This window comes from Streptomyces sp. TLI_146, from assembly GCF_002846415.1.
In the GTDB taxonomy this organism is placed as follows: Bacteria; Actinomycetota; Actinomycetes; order Streptomycetales; family Streptomycetaceae; genus Streptomyces.
Map to the genome: position 1 here is coordinate 5622108 of NZ_PJMX01000001.1, position 14257 is coordinate 5636364.

Below are 14257 nucleotides of genomic sequence, written 5' to 3' on the forward strand. Positions count from 1 at the left end.
GCGCAGTTCCCCGCGCCCCCAGGTGGTCTGTGGCTGAGCTGGGTTCTCCGGCTGCCGGGATTCCCTTGAGGGGCGCGGGGAACTGCGCGACCAGCCCGCCACCGGCCCGCAGACAACGTGCCCCCCTTAACCCACCCCCCTCAACACCCACCCCCACGCCCCCACCGATAAGGCGACTCCAGCCGGTAGACCCCCGCCCGTGGAACGGTGAGCCGAGTCCACTCCCCATCCCGCGACACACACGCCCCCTCCGCCCGCAACCACGGCGAATAAGCGACCCGCACCGTCGCCGACCCCGCCCGCGACATCCGAACGTCCAGCGTCGCGTCGTCCCCCCGCACCACCACCCCCGGCGCGGACACCAATGGCACAGCCCCCCGCACCCGGTAGACGGCCCAGTGCGCGTCCCCCCACACCCGCTCCAGCCACGGCACACCACCCCGTACGAGCGCGGCCTCCGCCGTCGCGGGCCCGTCCGGCCGACCGTCGTGGATGGCGACGAGCCCGACGGCCCACCGGTCGAGCCACGCCCGGTACGCCCCCGCCGAGAACGACCCGTCGTAGAACAGACGCCCCCGCTCCACGTCCAACTGCCGGTTCCAGCCCCGCGCGTTGTTGACGTACGCGCCGAGCACCGCCGCCTCGCGGTGGTTGCGCGCGGGCACCACCTCCACCCGCGTCCGGTCCGCGCCGAGCCGACGCAACTCGTCGACGAGCCCGTCGGTGTGCGACGCCCACGCGGGCGTGACCGTGGACACCCCGGTGTCGTCGAGCGTCTTGTCGCGCAGCCAGTTGACGGAGATGAGCAGCACCACGGCCAGCACGACCCGGCGCGTACGGTCGAGCCCGGGCGCGAGGAGCGCGGCGAGCAGCATGGGCGGCCCGGCGAGCCCGAGCAGCCGCTCCACGTTGGTGCCGACGGGCGAGGCCACCAGGAACGTGAGGACGACCCCCACCGCGTACACGGCGGCCCCGGCCCGAACGACCCGCCACGTACGGGTCGGCGGCGCGGCGACCAGCAGCGCGGCGCAGACGCCGAGCGGCATCCACAACTTGCCCAGCTGCATGGGCTGTTCGCCCTCGAAGGGGAAGAGGAGGGTGGTGGCCGCGACGATCACGCACGGCGGCACACTCAGGGCGGCGGCCTTGCGCCACTGCCGATCGAGCCCGTACGCGGCACCGACGACGAGCAGGAAGAGCCCGGCGACGGGGCTGGCCATGGTGGCGAGAGCACTGCTCACACCCGCGAGCACCAGTCGCGTCCTGGAGCGCTGCACTGCCCCGAGACCCGGCCCCGCCCCCTGCACCAATAGACACGCCGCGAGCGCGAAGACGACGCCCGTCGCGAACGTCGTCCGCCCCGACACGACGTTGCACCACAGCGCCGCCGCCGCGAGCAGCGCGGGCCACACCCCCCGCCACGGCCCGTCACCCCCGAGCCGCCCGCCCCGAGCGCCCTCCGCCCGTACGAAGAGGAGGGCCATCAGCCACGTACTGGCGACGCCCGCCACCACCGACACCGTGCGCACCCCGAACGCCGCCATCAGCCACGGCGTCAGCAGGCTGTAGTTGGCGGTGTGCGCGCCGCCGTACCAGGACAGGTTGTACGCGGACCCCGGATGCCGGGACGCGAAACCGGCCCAGGCGAGCTGGGCCGCGAGATCGCCGCCGCCGGTGGCGAGGAACAGCGCCCACACCGCGTACAGCGGAAGGACCGTCAGCGTCACCACGGCGGGCACGCGCAACTCGGGCCGCAGCCACCTTCCGCGCGGTGGCGAGGCGGCTGGATCCCTGCTCGTATCGGCCCGCAGGACCTGGCTGATGCCCACCGGCCCACCTTACGGGCGGCCACTGACAAGCCCGGTGGCCCATCTCCTTCCATCTCCCTCCAGGGGCTTCCAGGGGCGATTGTCAGACCCCTTCCCTACGCTCGAAGGCATGATCACCACACTCGCCGTCGAGAACTACCGGTCACTGCGGCACCTCGTCGTGCCCCTCGACCGCCTCAACGTGGTGACGGGCGCCAACGGCACCGGGAAGTCGTCGCTGTACCGCGCACTGCGGCTGCTCGCGGACTCCGCGCGCGGCGGCGCGGTCGCCGCCCTCGCGCGCGAGGGCGGGCTGCCGTCGACGCTGTGGGCGGGCCCGGAGAAGACGAGCCGCGCGGTCCGCGAGGGCCTGCGCCCGCTCCAGGGCACGGTCCGCACCGAACCGGTGAGCCTGCGGCTGGGCTTCGCGGGGGACGAGTTCGGTTACGCGGTCGACTTCGGGCACCCCGGAGGCGCGGCGGGCGACCCCGACTCGCTCTTCACGCTCGACCCCGAGATCAAGCGCGAGGCGATCTGGAGCGGCCCGGTGCTGCGCCCGGCGTCGGTGCTCTCCGAGCGGTCGGGCCCGGCGGTGAAGGTGCGCGCGGCGGACGGCAGGTGGCACCGCTCGTCGGGCGAGATCCGGCCGTACGACTCGATGCTGGGCGAGCTCGCGGACCCGCAGCGGGCGCCGGACGTGCTGGCGGTGCGCGAGCAGATCCGCGCCTGGCGCTTCTACGACCACGTCCGCACCGACGCGCACGCGCCCGCGCGGGGGACGCACGTCGGCACGCGTACCCCGGTCCTGAGCGGGGACGGCGCGGACCTCGCCGCCGCGCTCCAGACGATCCGGGAGATCGGGGACCGGGAGGCGCTGGACGAGGCGGTCGACGCGGCGTTCCCCGGCAGCCGGGTGGAGATCGACCTGGTGGGCGGCCGCCTCGAACTCCGGCTCCGCCAGCACGGCTTGCTGCGCCCCCTGACGGCGGCGGAACTCTCCGACGGCACTCTGCGCTACCTGCTCTGGGCAGCGGCCCTGCTCACCCCCCGCCCCCCGGCCCTGATGGTCCTCAACGAGCCGGAGACCAGCCTCCACCCGGACCTCCTGCCCCCCTTGGCCGACCTGATCCGCCAGGCGACGACCCACACCCAGATGGTGGTCGTCACCCACGCCCGCCCCCTGGCCCAGGCCCTGTCGCGCCGGGCCAACGTCATAGAACTGGTCAAGGAGTTCGGCCGCACGGTGGTCGAGGGCCAGGGAATGCTGGACGAGCCGCTGTGGCATTGGCCGAAGAGGTGAGGGGCGCGGGGAGCGGGAAGGGCCCGGAGCTCTCAAGGCGCCCCGGCCACCACGGCCTCGGCGATCCGCACGGCCACATGTGCCGGAACCATCCCGACATCCACCCAGGGCGTGCCCCGACCACTCACGGTGGGCCGCAGCCGAACCGTCTGCCCCTCGGGCACGCCCAGCCCCTCAAGGGCCACCTTCAAGGCCCGCGTGGCCTCCTCGGCCCGGCCCCAGCCGTCGCGCCATGCCCGCATCTCCATCAGTGCGCCGCCTCTCGATGCTGACGCAACTCCACATTGCGGTCGGAGACTCCGCTGTAGTCACCTCGCGAGCGCGCATTCTCGCGCGCGACCACGACGGACAGGCAGGGGGAACAGCCGGGTACGGCAGAGGGGTCGGACGGTAGTTCCGTCAGGCCGTATCCCTGCGGTTGCTGATTCTTCATATGGCCTCCCGCCATTCGCTCTGACACGGCAATGATTCACCCAGCCGTAGCGGCAGCCCAGATCCATTCGCGTTGTGGACTAAAGATCACCGCGGCAGGCCGACGACCACTCCCGTAACTTCTCCCTGGCTGCTTCATCGAACAGGGCCCGCTCTTCGTATCCGGCGAACTCGTCGAGGTAGGACCTGATGTCCCGTGCATCTCGGAACACTATTGATCCCGTGGTCAGCTCGGCAGTGACCATCCTGTCGTCATAGATCGTGAACGTATTCAGGGGGAGTCCTGGCGTTCGTGTACCGACAGGGATGACTCCCAGCCGTACGTTCGGCAGGTGCGTAAGCGAGGCCAGTCGGTCTGTCTGTACGGCCATGGCGTGTGGGCCGACGAGGGGGAACCGTACGGCTTGCTCGGTCAGGATGAACGTGAACCGCTTCGACGTGTCATAGAGAACCTGTTGACGCTCCAGTTTTCCCGCGACGGCCTTGCTGGTATCGGCCGGTGAATGCGTCAGGCTGGCACGAATGTATTCCGGAGTGGCGAGCAGGCCGGTGATCAGCGACAGCAGGAAGTACCGCATGTGCCCGGAGGAGGCTTCCAGCGCCTTCAACTCCGCCTGCCGAGTCCCCAGCCCCGCGCGTCGCAGATTCCGCAGGTTTCGCCACTCGGTGTTCGCGAGCCGGGCCAGGGACATGACCCGGTCGATTGCTTCCGGGGGAGCGTCAACGCCCCTCAGATACTGCTCCACGTCCACAATGGACGGCCGCACCCTGGCGTTCTCGATCCGGCTCACCTTGGACTGGGAGATGTTCATTCGCTTGGCAAGCCGGTCCCCGGAGAGACCGGCCGCCTTGCGCAGTCCTTTCAGCGTGGCCGCCAACTCCTCTGTGGACTGGCCCAGCTGTTCAGGCTCGAACGTCACCCGTTCACGTACTCCGAGAAGGGCACGGACTCGGTTACCGCGATGTGCTGATACGCGAGAAACGGCGCGGGGTCGCCCTCGTACAGTTCGCGACTGATCTGTCTGCCGTCCGGACCGTAGTTCATGAGCACGACCGTGGAGCGATCGAAGAGCCAGAAATCCTGAACGTCGACCAAGGGGTTCTCTCGGTCGGTCACATCGAGGATGCGAATGTCCTCTCCGGCCAGCACGTGAGGCTCGTAATAGCGAGAGAACTCGAATCGCAGATACTCGGAGAGCGGGCGGGTGAGAATGCGAACGCGCCCGTTCGTCCTGCCTTCCGCGTGTTGCCTCTTGATCCGGTCGGTGTAGCCGGACCTGTAGGACTGGAGGTCGATGCGCTTGCCGTCCCTGAATGCCTGGATCTCTGCCTCTTCGTGCGGCATCAGGTACTGCGGAAGCGTTTCGAGTCGCCAGGCTTCCGCGCGGAAGTCACGAAACATCACCCGCCACTCGTCACCATCCAAGAGCACGCACGGCCTCCCGCAGTACCTCTTCCGGAATCTCGACGAGCCCTTCCCCGGCCGGTGGCGTGAACGCTTGGGAGAGGTCTCCTGGACGACGATGGAGCCGGAGGCCGTGCGGTAGACATTCGGGCAGTCCTCTTCTCCGCATGGGCCGCCGTTGCCGTTACCGGTGAGCCGGGTCAGTTCTTTCCGCGCCATGGCCGAACCCCCTGTTCCAGGACCCTGGTTGGGGCCTGTCGCCACGACGGTACGAGGGGCGGGCACAGCCGTCCATGCGTGAATGCGACTATGCGCGTCTTGGCATAAACCCGTGTCGAGCGCACGGGCTCGGCCGCTCGGTCAGCCCGGGCTCAGCCGGGTCAGCCGTCCGCCCTGGCCACCCCGATCGGGCAGGAGACCCCCGTCCCCCCGATCCCGCAGTACCCGCCCGGATTCTTGTCCAGGTACTGCTGGTGGTACGCCTCGGCCGGGTAGAACGTGCGGCCCTCCGCCGGCAGGATCGTCGTCGTGATCTCGCCGTGGCCCGACGCCGTCAGGACCTTCTGGTAGGCCTCGCGGGACGCGGTGGCCGCCGCCTCCTGCGTGGCCGAGTGGGTGTAGATCGCGGAGCGGTACTGGGTGCCCACGTCGTTGCCCTGGCGGAAGCCCTGGGTGGGGTTGTGGGACTCCCAGAAGAGCTTCAGGAGGGAGTCGTACGAGACGGTCTTCGGGTCGTAGACCACCCGGACCGCTTCCGTGTGGCCCGTCATGCCCGAGCAGACCTCGTCGTACGTGGGGTTCTGCGTGTATCCGCCCTGGTAGCCGACCAGGGTCGTCCACACGCCCTCCGTCTGCCAGAACTTGCGCTCGGCTCCCCAGAAGCAGCCCAGGCCGAAGTCCGCCACCTCCAGGCCCTCGGGGTAGGGGCCTTGCAGCGGGTTGCCCAGGACCGTGTGGCGGTCGGGGACGGTGAATTGCGGCTCGGGGCGGCCCTTCAGGGCCTCCTCGGGCTCGGGGAGGACGGGCGTGCGGCTGTGCAGGAACATGCTGGGCTCCTCGGCCAGGGCTGCGGCTGTGGCAATGGCAGTGGCAATGGCTGTGGGGGCGGGTTCGGGTCCACCCCTTGCAACGTACGAGGGCAGGGCTGGATTCCCCCGGTTGCCCGGCCCCCCGAGCCGCCCTCGGCGCGACCCCGCCTCAGCGCGGCAGCGTCGCCGGGTTCCCCCCGTTCGCCTCGTACCCGGCCACCGCCAGCGCCCGGTATATCGCGTACTGCTCCGCCGGGTCCTGCGACAGCGTCCACGGCAGGGCGCCCACGAAGCCGTCCAGGTGGACGAACTGGTCCATCGACTCCGACCAGCGCTCCGCGCGGACCAGGAAGAACGCCAGCAGGTGGCGGACGTGGGCCAGGACCGGGTCGTCGGGGCGGGCCGAGTGGACCGCGTGCAGGGCGCCCTCCAGGGCGCGGCTCACCACCATCGTGCGGTGGAAGTCCGTGACCAGGACGATGTCGGGCATGTGCTCGTACACCGCGAACAGCGGCAGTGCGGCCAGGAGCGAGCCGTGCGGCGCCCGCGCCGCCGCCGACGTCGCGAACTCGTCCGCCAGCGCGCGCGAGCCGTGCCACTTCTCGCACCAGTAGTGGAGGGCGGACAGATGCGCCCCCATGTGGTGCGGGGCGCGGTCGATCACCTTGGCCCAGAGCTGCTCGAACTCGGGGTGGGGGTAGCCGAGGCCGCGGGCCACCGCCAGTTCGACGATGTACGGGATCGGGTCGCCGGGGGCCAGCAGCGCCGCCTCCGCGCAGACCGCGCGGGCCTCCTCCAGGATGATGCGGAAGTCGTCCTGACCGGCCGACGACGAGCGCCACGCCTGCTGGACCAGGAACTCCGCGTGCACCTGCGCCGCCCCCGCGTCCTTGGGCGACTCCGAGCGCCACTTGCGCAGCCACGCGCCGCCGACGCCGGGGCGCTGCGCCAGCTCCAGCGAGGCCGCGCCCGCGAAGGCCTGGACGCGCTGCCAGCGCAGCTCGCCCTCCTTGGGCGTGCCCGCGAGCAGCTGCGCCGCCGCCCGCCAGTCCTGGGTGGCCTGCACCACGTCCAGTACGTCCAGGAGGTCCTGGTCCGGGCCCGGCAGCCGTACGTCCAGCTCCTCCTGGCGCGCGAAGCCGTACTCCGCGGGGTCCGCGGCGTCGGGCGCGCCCGGCTCGGCCAGCTGGATGCCGGCCCGGCGCCGCCGCAGCCACGGGCTCAGGGCCATCGTCAGCATGCACGCGGCGATCAGGATCCAGAGAATCTGCATGCCTCAAGCGAAGCAGACCCCACCGACTTCTGGCGAACCCGTGCCGGGACCTGTGGATAACCCGCGTCGGCCACGCCCCCCGTTCCGCTGTCGGCCCGGCCGCCGGGGCCGCGTCCGGTGCCACGTCTCACCAAGCGGCGACCCGGATCTCAGGAAACGGCGAGCGCCCCCCGCCCCGCCACCGGCGAACTAGGCTCTGGACCATGAGCCACGAGCACCTCGACAAGAGCTTCGAGACCATCGCGATCCACGCCGGCAACACCGCGGATCCGCTGACCGGCGCGGTCGTACCCCCGATCTACCAGGTCTCCACCTACAAGCAGGACGGCGTCGGCGGGCTGCGCGGCGGCTACGAGTACAGCCGCAGCGCCAACCCGACGCGCACCGCCCTCGAAGAGAACCTGGCGGCCCTGGAGGGCGGTGTGCGCGGGCTCGCCTTCGCCTCCGGCCTGGCCGCCGAGGACTGCCTGCTGCGTACGCTGCTGGTCCCCGGCGACCACGTGGTCATCCCCAACGACGCGTACGGCGGCACGTTCCGCCTCTTCGCCAAGGTCGTCTCCCGGTGGGGCGTGGAGTGGTCGGTCGCCGACACCTCCGACCCGGCGTCGGTGCGGGCCGCCGTCACCGACCGTACGAAGGCCATCTGGGTCGAGACGCCCTCGAACCCGCTGCTCGGTATCACCGACATCGCGGCGATCGCGGCGGTCGCCAAGGACGCCGGTGCCAAGCTGGTCGTCGACAACACCTTCGCCAGCCCCTACCTCCAGCAGCCGCTCGCGCTCGGCGCGGACGTCGTCGTGCACTCCCTGACGAAGTACATGGGCGGCCACTCGGACGTCGTCGGCGGCGCCCTCGTCACCAACTCGGCCGAGCTGGGCGAGGAGTTGGCGTACCACCAGAACGCGATGGGCGCGGTCGCCGGGCCGTTCGACTCCTGGCTGGTGCTGCGCGGCATCAAGACGCTGCCCGTGCGCATGGACCGGCACAGCGAGAACGCCGGGAAGATCGCGGAGATGCTGACCCGCCACCCCAAGGTGTCGCATGTCCTCTACCCGGGGCTGCCCGACCACCCCGGCCACGAGGTCGCGGCCAAGCAGATGCGCGCCTTCGGCGGCATGATCTCCTTCCGGGTCACCGGCGGCGAGCAGGAGGCGGTCGACCTGTGCGCCCGCACCAAGGTGTTCACCCTCGGTGAGTCGCTGGGCGGCGTCGAGTCGCTGATCGAGCACCCGGGCCGGATGACGCACGCCAGCGTCGCCGGGTCCGCCCTGGAGGTGCCGGGCGACCTCGTGCGCCTTTCGGTCGGCATCGAGAACGTGGACGACCTGCTGGTCGACCTCCAGCAGGCGCTGGGCTGAGCCTGGCGGGTCACGCTGACGACCGCCCGGTAAGTCACGCTGACGGCCGCCTGGTACGTCACGCTGACGACGGCCTCGTAAGGCGTGCCGACGTGCTGACGACCCCGTAGGGGTCCCGGGGGCGACCCGGGACCCCTCACAGGCCCTCCACCGGTGGCGCCACCGTCGACGGCGGCGCCACCCACGGATGCACCCGCGCGGCCCACACGGTGAAGGCGACCGCCGCCGCCCAGATCACCAGCCACATCAGCCGCCGCGCGGCCCGGCGGCGGCGCAGCAGCCGCAGGCCCAACTCGGCCGCTCGTACGGTGAGTTCGGCCGGCACCGGCGGGTGCGGGCCCTCCAGGAGGCGGCGGACCTCCGCCTCCTTGCGGTCGGGCAGGCTCATGTCACCCCCTCGGCGCTGGTCCGCGGGCGCGGGCGGCGGGCGCCCGCCGGGGCGCTGCGCATCGTCGCGATCGCGCGCGTGCAGATCACCCGGACCCGCTCGGACGGCAGCCCGATCAGCGCGGCCACCTGCTCCTCGGCGACGCCCTCGGACAGCCGCAGCACCAGCACGATCCGCTCCTGCGGGGTGAGCCGGGCCAGGACGCCCGTCGCCCGGTCGCGGTGGCGGTGGTGGCGCCAGGAGGTGCCGGCGAACCGGGCCACCAGCTCCTGGCGGGTGCGGTCGTACGGGTCCTCGCCGCGCTCGGGGTCCCAGCGCGCGTACGTCCGCGCCAGGGCGGCCGTCAGCAGGCGCCGGGCCCGCTCGTTGTGCTCCGGCGGCTCGCCGGTGAGCAGGGTGGCCGCATGCAGCAGCCGGCCCCCCGCGCCCGCCACGAACGCCTCGAACTCGCGGGCGCTGTGGCGCTGCCGTTCCGTCTGCCGCTCGCGCATGGCCTCATATGAAGCCCGTGCGCGCGGCAGGTCAAGAGGTCGGCGCCGCCGGGTCCTGGGCGGCCGACTGGCGGGCCGACAGAGCGGAGTTGAAGCGGGTCAGGAGGGTGCAGAAGGACTCCCGTTCCTCCTCGGACCAGCCGTCGGTCACCTGCGCCATGAGCTCGCGGCGCGAGGAGCGCACCTCTTCGAGGCGGGTCTGCCCGCGCGGGGACAGCTGGAGCACGACCGCGCGGCCGTCCTCCGGGTGCGAGGTCCGTTTCACCAGGCCCGTGTCGACGAGCGGGGCGACCTGACGGGTGACCGTCGACGAGTCGATGCCCATGCCGGCGGCGAGCGCCTTGACGCCCATCGGGCCTTCCTGGTCCAGCCTGTTGAGCAGCAGATACGCCGCGCGGTCCATCGAGTTGCGGACCTGGCCGACGCCGCCGAGACGGGTCTGCTCCGCGCGGCGCGCGAAGATGGCCACCTGGTGCTGGAGGGCATCGAGGAGACCTGGGTCGAGATGGGAAGTCATGTCCTGAGTAGTGGGCATGGCCGGGGCTCTCTCGTGCGGCGGTCGGTGTGGTGGGGGACAGAGTACGCGGCCGGACCGGTACGCGTACCGGCCCTGCGCAAAGCTGTGGACAACTGCCGGGAGGATCCGGCGCGGAGCGGCCGCCGGGCCCATGAGCTGCGAGACTTGCGGTCATGAGCTTCAGTACGCCTGGCCCCTTGCGTCCCCTGATCCTCGATGACGTCCGCGGCGCGCAGAAGATGCTCGCGGGGGTCGCCAGGATGACCGCGATGGAGGGCTCCCGGCATCTGACGCAGCTGGTCGGCGCCCCGGTCCACCTCAAGTGCGAGAACCTCCAGCGCACCGGCTCCTTCAAGCTCAGGGGCGCCTACGTACGCATCGCGGGCCTGCGCCCCGAGGAGAAGGCGGCCGGGGTGGTGGCCGCCAGCGCGGGCAACCACGCGCAGGGAGTGGCGCTGGCCTCCTCGCTCCTGGGCGTGCGCTCCACGGTGTTCATGCCGGTCGGCGCGCCCCTGCCGAAGGTCGCCGCGACCCGGGAGTACGGCGCGGAGGTCGTTCTGCACGGCACGGTCGTCGACGAGACGCTGGCGGCGGCGGAGGCCTACGCGCGCGAGACGGGCGCGGTCTTCATCCACCCCTTCGACCACCCGGACATCGTCGCGGGCCAGGGCACGGTCGGTCTGGAGATCCTGGAGCAGTGCCCGGAGGTGCGCACGATCCTGGTCGGGATCGGCGGCGGCGGCCTGGCCGCGGGCATCGCGGTGGCGGTGAAGGCGGTCCGTCCCGACGTGAAGGTGATCGGCGTACAGGCGGCGGCCTCGGCGGCGTACCCGCCCTCGCTGGCCGCCGGGCACCCCGTGGCGATCGACCCGGCGCCGACGATGGCCGACGGGATCAAGGTGGGACGGCCCGGGGACGTGCCGTTCGGGCTGATCCAGGAGCTGGTGGACGAGGTCCGCACGGTCACCGAGGACGAGCTGTCCAGCGCGCTGCTGCTCTGCCTGGAGCGGGCCAAGCTGGTCGTGGAGCCCGCCGGGGCGAGCCCGGTGGCGGCCCTGCTGAGCGATCCGGGGGCGTTCCGGGGCCCGGTGGTGGCGGTGCTGTCGGGCGGCAACGTGGACCCGGTGCTGCTCCAGCGGATCCTGCGGCACGGGATGGCGGCGGCCGGGCGCTATCTGAGCCTGCGGCTGCGCCTGCCGGACCGGCCGGGGGCGCTCGCGGCGCTTCTCAGGTCGTTGTCAGTGGTCGACGCTAACGTCCTCGATGTGAGCCACGTACGGACCGATCCAAGGCTCGGACTCACCGAAGTGGAGGTGGAGTTGCACCTGGAGACGAAGGGGCCGGAGCACTGCCTGGAGGTCGGGTCGGCGCTGCGGGAAGAGGGGTACCAGGTCATCTCCTGACCCCCTGCTGGGCACTCCCGGCCGGGGCCGGGTGCTGCCCGAACCGAAGTCGTCGTACCTCTTGAGTAAACGCGATACATCGCGTTAGTCTGTGTTCCGCGCCACAGCTCCACCGGGCATCACCTGCCCGGCAAATCTAGGCTTTGTGTACGAAACGACACCCGACTCTGGGGGTACCCAACATGCCAGGCGCCATCTATGCCGAAGGCCTGGTGAAGACGTTCGGCGACGTAAAGGCTCTGGACGGCGTGGACCTCGATGTCCCCGAGGGCACGGTCCTGGGCCTGCTCGGCCCCAACGGCGCCGGCAAGACCACCACCGTGCGCGTCCTGACCACCCTGCTCCGGCCCGACAGCGGCCGGGCCACGGTCGCGGGCATCGACGTGCTCAAGCATCCCAACGAGGTGCGCCGCGCGATCGGTCTGTCCGGTCAGTTCGCGGCGGTCGACGAGTATCTGACCGGCCGTGAGAACCTCCAAATGGTCGGCCAGCTCTACCAGATGAAGGCCAAGGAGGCCAAGGCGAGGGCGGGCGAGCTGCTCGACAAGTTCAACCTCGCCGACGCGGCCGACCGCCCCGCCAAGACGTACTCCGGCGGTATGCGCCGCCGGCTCGACCTGGCCGCCGCCCTCGTCGTGTCGCCGCCCGTGATGTTCATGGACGAGCCGACGACCGGCCTCGACCCGCGCAACCGGCAGCAGCTGTGGGAGGTCATCCAGGAGCTCGTCGCGGGCGGCACCACCCTGCTGCTCACCACGCAGTATCTGGAGGAGGCCGACCACCTCGCGCACGACATCTGCGTGGTCGACCACGGCCGGGTGATCGAGCGCGGCACCGCCGACCAGCTCAAGGCCCGCACCGGCGGCGAGCGCGTCGAGGTCGTGGTGCACCAGCACGAGGAGATCGAGCCCGCCCGCGCGGTGCTCGCCGGGTTCGGCAAGGGCGAGGTCGCCGTCGCCGAGCACACCCGCAAGCTCACCGTGCCGGTCACCGGCGGCGCCAAGCTGCTCGCCGAGGTCATCCGCGAGCTCGACAACCGCGGAGTGGAGATCGACGACATCGGGCTGCGCCGCCCGACCCTCGACGACGTCTTCATCTCCCTCACCGGCCATGTGGCCGAGCAGAAGGACGAGGACGACAACGAGAAGGAGGGCTCCAAGTGACCGCCGTCGTCGAAACCCAGCACCTCACGGCCCCGCAGCCGCGCGGCGGTGTCGTCCAGTCGGTCAACGACTCCCTGGTCGTGGCCAAGCGCAATCTGATCCGGATGATGCGCATCCCCGAGATGATCATCTTCGGCCTGATCCAGCCGATCATGTTCGTGGTGCTGTTCAGCTACGTGTTCGGCGGCTCGGTCAGCATCGGCGGCTCACTGGACCCCAAGGGGTACCGCGAGTTCCTGATGGCGGGCATCTTCGCCCAGACCGTCACCTTCGCCACGGCCGGCGCGGGCGCGGGCATCGCGGACGACATGCACAAGGGGCTCATCGACCGGTTCCGCTCGCTGCCGATGGCCCGCGGCGCGGTCCTCACCGGCCGCACGCTGGCCGACCTGGTGCAGACGGCGCTGACCGTGGTGGTGCTCGCCGTCGTCGGCCTGCTGGTCGGCTGGCGCGTCCACAACGGCATCCCGAAGGCGCTCGGCGCGTTCGCGCTGCTGCTCCTGCTCGGGTACGCGTTCTCCTGGATCGGCGCCCTGATCGGCCTCTCGGTGCGTACGCCGGAGGCGGCCACCTCCGGCGGGCTGATCTGGCTCTTCCCGGTGACGTTCGTGTCCGGCGCGTTCGTCGCCACCTCCGGGATGACGCCGTGGCTGCGGCACGTCGCCGAGTGGAACCCGTTCAGCGCCACCGTCCAGGCCTGCCGGGACCTCTTCGGCAACCCCGGAGTGGTGCGGTCCGACGCCTGGCCGATGCAGCACCCCGTGATCGCCTCGCTGCTCTGGTCGCTGGTGATCATCGTGGTGTTCCGGACGCTCGCGGTGCGCAAGTACCGCTCGGCGACGGCCTGAGGCACACGGGCGTACGCACACGGACACGTACGCACACGGAAACGCACGCATCCGGCCCGCCGTACACGGCGAAGCCCCCGGCCGCCCTTTCCAGGGCCGCCGGGGGCTTCGTTCCCGTACGGAAAGGGCTCAGCCCGTGTACGGCGTGGCCGCGAGGATCTTCACCGAGGCCTTGCGGCCGTTCGGCAGCTCGTACTCGGCGTCCTCGCCGATCTTCTTGCCGTTCACGCCGGAGCCGAGCGGGGACTGCGGCGAGTACGTCTCGATCTCCGTCGACGCGTACTCGCGCGAGGCGAGCAGGAACTCCAGGGTGTCGTCCTCGTCGCCGTCGAAGGCGATCGTGACGAGCATGCCGGGAGCCACCACGCCGTCCGCGGCGGGCGCCTCGCCCACCTTGGCGTGCTCCAGGAGCTGGGTCAGCTGGCGGACCCGGAGCTCCATCTTGCCCTGCTCCTCCTTGGCCGCGTGGTACCCGCCGTTCTCCCGGAGGTCACCCTCCTCACGGGCCGCCGCGATCTTTACGGCGATCTCCGTGCGCGCGGGACCAGACAGATACTCCAGCTCGGCCTTGAGCTGGTTGTACGCCTCCTGGGTCAGCCAGGTGACGTTGTCGCTGGTCTGGGTCACAGGTGCTCCTCGTCGGTACTGGGAATACAAGCGCATCGCCCTACCCAGAAGGATGTGCCTTCTCGGGCGGGCGAAACCACGAGCCTAACAATTCAGGGCGCCAAGGGGGAGGACGAAAACCGTAGGGAAATCGTCGGCGCAGGTCAGCGCGGGCGAGGCCGGGTCGTCGACCGGCGGGGCCGCCGGGAGCGCGGCGCGCGCCCGAGCCGGGTCGGC

At 71.3% G+C, this 14257-nt stretch carries 15 protein-coding genes and 1 pseudogene; 5 read left to right on the forward strand and 11 right to left on the reverse strand.

Going from position 1 to position 14257, the window contains the following annotated elements; translation table 11 throughout:
- Positions 1-140: 140 nt before the first annotated feature.
- A complete protein-coding gene (locus tag BX283_RS25280) occupies positions 141-1739 on the reverse strand; it encodes a hypothetical protein (RefSeq protein ID WP_101392567.1) in 1599 nt (532 codons plus the stop codon).
- A gap of 199 nt (positions 1740-1938) precedes the next feature.
- Here BX283_RS25280 and BX283_RS25285 point away from each other — a divergent pair, with 199 nt between their 5' ends.
- Positions 1939-3108: an AAA family ATPase gene (locus tag BX283_RS25285; protein ID WP_101389780.1), complete on the forward strand. Its 1170-nt coding sequence runs from the start codon at positions 1939-1941 to the stop codon at positions 3106-3108.
- A 32-nt stretch (positions 3109-3140) separates the two neighbouring features.
- On the opposite strand, the gene BX283_RS25290 is transcribed toward BX283_RS25285, so the two are convergent.
- The 6 genes and pseudogenes from BX283_RS25290 to BX283_RS25320 all read right to left on the reverse strand — a co-directional run bounded on the left by BX283_RS25290 (position 3141) and on the right by BX283_RS25320 (position 7246).
- Positions 3141-3356 carry a hypothetical protein gene (locus BX283_RS25290; protein WP_101389781.1) on the reverse strand — a complete coding sequence of 72 codons (216 nt, stop codon included), beginning with the start codon at positions 3354-3356 and terminating at the stop codon, positions 3141-3143.
- Positions 3357-3620: 264 nt separating this feature from the next.
- Positions 3621-4460: a helix-turn-helix transcriptional regulator gene (locus BX283_RS25300; protein ID WP_101389783.1), complete on the reverse strand. Its 840-nt coding sequence runs from the start codon at positions 4458-4460 to the stop codon at positions 3621-3623.
- Complete coding sequence (locus tag BX283_RS25305; RefSeq protein ID WP_101389784.1) at positions 4457-4972, reverse strand: DUF6879 family protein; 516 nt, start codon at positions 4970-4972, stop codon at positions 4457-4459. Before BX283_RS25305 ends, BX283_RS25300 begins: the two co-directional genes overlap by 4 nt.
- Positions 4956-5164, reverse strand: a pseudogene (locus tag BX283_RS25310) (hypothetical protein). The gene BX283_RS25305 and the pseudogene BX283_RS25310 overlap by 17 nt, the downstream one beginning before the upstream one ends.
- Before the next feature lie 161 nt (positions 5165-5325).
- Positions 5326-5991: a peptide-methionine (S)-S-oxide reductase MsrA gene (msrA, locus tag BX283_RS25315; protein ID WP_101389785.1), complete on the reverse strand. Its 666-nt coding sequence runs from the start codon at positions 5989-5991 to the stop codon at positions 5326-5328.
- 151 nt (positions 5992-6142) lie between these two features.
- Entirely contained in the window at positions 6143-7246 is a 1104-nt protein-coding gene (locus tag BX283_RS25320; protein ID WP_101389786.1) for a hypothetical protein, read from the reverse strand.
- Positions 7247-7449: 203 nt separating this feature from the next.
- Between BX283_RS25320 and BX283_RS25325 the strand changes: the two genes are divergently transcribed.
- Positions 7450-8604, forward strand: a complete 1155-nt coding sequence (locus BX283_RS25325) for a cystathionine gamma-synthase (RefSeq protein WP_101389787.1) — start codon at positions 7450-7452, stop codon at positions 8602-8604.
- A 136-nt stretch (positions 8605-8740) separates the two neighbouring features.
- Here the strand turns inward: BX283_RS25325 and BX283_RS25330 are convergent, their stop codons facing one another.
- Genes BX283_RS25330 through BX283_RS25340 form a run of 3 tightly spaced genes read right to left on the reverse strand, consistent with a single transcriptional unit; the run spans position 8741 to position 10018 of the window.
- Positions 8741-8992, reverse strand: a complete 252-nt coding sequence (locus tag BX283_RS25330; RefSeq protein WP_101389788.1) for a hypothetical protein — start codon at positions 8990-8992, stop codon at positions 8741-8743.
- A complete protein-coding gene (locus BX283_RS25335; protein ID WP_101389789.1) occupies positions 8989-9483 on the reverse strand; it encodes a sigma factor-like helix-turn-helix DNA-binding protein in 495 nt (164 codons plus the stop codon). The genes BX283_RS25330 and BX283_RS25335 overlap by 4 nt, the downstream gene beginning before the upstream one ends.
- Positions 9484-9514: 31 nt before the next feature.
- Complete coding sequence (locus tag BX283_RS25340; protein WP_101389790.1) at positions 9515-10018, reverse strand: MarR family winged helix-turn-helix transcriptional regulator; 504 nt, start codon at positions 10016-10018, stop codon at positions 9515-9517.
- Positions 10019-10173: 155 nt separating this feature from the next.
- Between BX283_RS25340 and ilvA the strand changes: the two genes are divergently transcribed.
- From ilvA to BX283_RS25355, 3 genes are all read left to right on the forward strand, one after another.
- A complete protein-coding gene (gene ilvA, locus BX283_RS25345; protein WP_101389791.1) occupies positions 10174-11403 on the forward strand; it encodes a threonine ammonia-lyase in 1230 nt (409 codons plus the stop codon).
- A 182-nt stretch (positions 11404-11585) separates the two neighbouring features.
- Positions 11586-12566 carry an ATP-binding cassette domain-containing protein gene (locus BX283_RS25350; RefSeq protein WP_101389792.1) on the forward strand — a complete coding sequence of 327 codons (981 nt, stop codon included), beginning with the start codon at positions 11586-11588 and terminating at the stop codon, positions 12564-12566.
- A complete protein-coding gene (locus BX283_RS25355; RefSeq protein WP_101389793.1) occupies positions 12563-13414 on the forward strand; it encodes an ABC transporter permease in 852 nt (283 codons plus the stop codon). Before BX283_RS25350 ends, BX283_RS25355 begins: the two co-directional genes overlap by 4 nt.
- A gap of 129 nt (positions 13415-13543) precedes the next feature.
- Here BX283_RS25355 and greA read toward each other — a convergent pair whose 3' ends face one another.
- The gene (gene greA / locus BX283_RS25360; protein WP_101389794.1) at positions 13544-14041 is read right to left on the reverse strand and encodes a transcription elongation factor GreA; all 498 of its coding nucleotides are present in this window, start codon (positions 14039-14041) and stop codon (positions 13544-13546) included.
- Between the last annotated feature and the right edge of the window lie 216 nt (positions 14042-14257).

Bases quoted from the DNA above. Each gene is read 5' to 3' on its own strand.
- msrA (WP_101389785.1), bottom strand. From the start codon at position 5,991: ATGTTCCTGCACAGCCGCACGCCCGTCCTCCCCGAGCCCGAGGAGGCC.
- BX283_RS25320 (WP_101389786.1), bottom strand. From the start codon at position 7,246: ATGCAGATTCTCTGGATCCTGATCGCCGCGTGCATGCTGACGATGGCC.
- BX283_RS25335 (WP_101389789.1), bottom strand. From the start codon at position 9,483: ATGCGCGAGCGGCAGACGGAACGGCAGCGCCACAGCGCCCGCGAGTTC.
- BX283_RS25285 (WP_101389780.1), top strand. From the start codon at position 1,939: ATGATCACCACACTCGCCGTCGAGAACTACCGGTCACTGCGGCACCTC.
- BX283_RS25325 (WP_101389787.1), top strand. From the start codon at position 7,450: ATGAGCCACGAGCACCTCGACAAGAGCTTCGAGACCATCGCGATCCAC.
- BX283_RS25350 (WP_101389792.1), top strand. From the start codon at position 11,586: ATGCCAGGCGCCATCTATGCCGAAGGCCTGGTGAAGACGTTCGGCGAC.
- BX283_RS25290 (WP_101389781.1), bottom strand. From the start codon at position 3,356: ATGGAGATGCGGGCATGGCGCGACGGCTGGGGCCGGGCCGAGGAGGCC.
- BX283_RS25330 (WP_101389788.1), bottom strand. From the start codon at position 8,992: ATGAGCCTGCCCGACCGCAAGGAGGCGGAGGTCCGCCGCCTCCTGGAG.
- ilvA (WP_101389791.1), top strand. From the start codon at position 10,174: ATGAGCTTCAGTACGCCTGGCCCCTTGCGTCCCCTGATCCTCGATGAC.
- BX283_RS25340 (WP_101389790.1), bottom strand. From the start codon at position 10,018: ATGCCCACTACTCAGGACATGACTTCCCATCTCGACCCAGGTCTCCTC.